The organism is Treponema sp. R6D11 (genome assembly GCF_054786075.1).
This window is the reverse complement of sequence record NZ_BDHD01000605.1, coordinates 1-720: the sequence shown is the minus strand read 5'-3', so window position 1 is coordinate 720 and position 720 is coordinate 1. Positions and strand designations below refer to the sequence as shown.

Here is a 720-nt window from a genome sequence, read left to right as displayed (position 1 = left end):
GTATTAGGCTTCAGGTTTTTCTCTCTCACGCGGGAGTCGCATCGAGAAGGGCGGCGGAGGAAATAATAGCTTCCGGCAGGGTAACGGTAAACGGCGTAAAAATTACGGCGCAGGGAACCAAAGTACAAGAGGGCGATACCGTTCTTCTTGACGGAAAACCCGTTTTAAAAGAAACCCAAAAACATTATATCGCGCTTAACAAGCCGCCCGGCTATATTTGCAGTTCTGACGATCCGCAGGGGAGGCCGCTCGCGCTGAGCCTTCTGCCTCCCGCGAAGGAGCGGCTTTACAACGTGGGGCGGCTGGACTTCCTTTCGTGCGGGCTAATTTTTTTTACCAACGACGGAGATTTTGCCAAACGCCTGGGGCACCCTTCGTGCGGCCTTGAAAAAGAGTACATAGTTGAGGCTACGGGCGTTATCCAAAACGAAACGGCGGACGCTTTCCGCGAAGGGATAACAATCGAGGGCGTGTACTACAAGGCTATATCCGCCGAGATAATCGGACGCAAGACCATGAGGATAGTCCTTGTCGAAGGCAAGAACCGAGAGATACGGCGGGTTTTTTTCCACTTTTTTCTTCACCCCCCCGTCCTCCCCCGGGGGATGAAAGGGGGGGGTTTTTTGGGGGATTTTCCTGTAGGGGGGTCCAGACCCCTTTCACAAAAGGGGGTAATTGGGGTATAATTAGGGGTAGATGGGAATAGCTATTGTCGGCCCC

General features: G+C 53.2%; 1 protein-coding gene. It reads left to right on the top strand.

What is annotated here, in order from left to right:
* Positions 1-2 precede the first annotated feature (2 nt).
* Positions 3-686 (top strand): pseudouridine synthase, encoded by a 684-nt coding sequence (locus ACYVTD_RS14990; protein WP_461248511.1) that lies wholly within the window; start codon positions 3-5, stop codon positions 684-686.
* Positions 687-720: the final 34 nt, after the last annotated feature.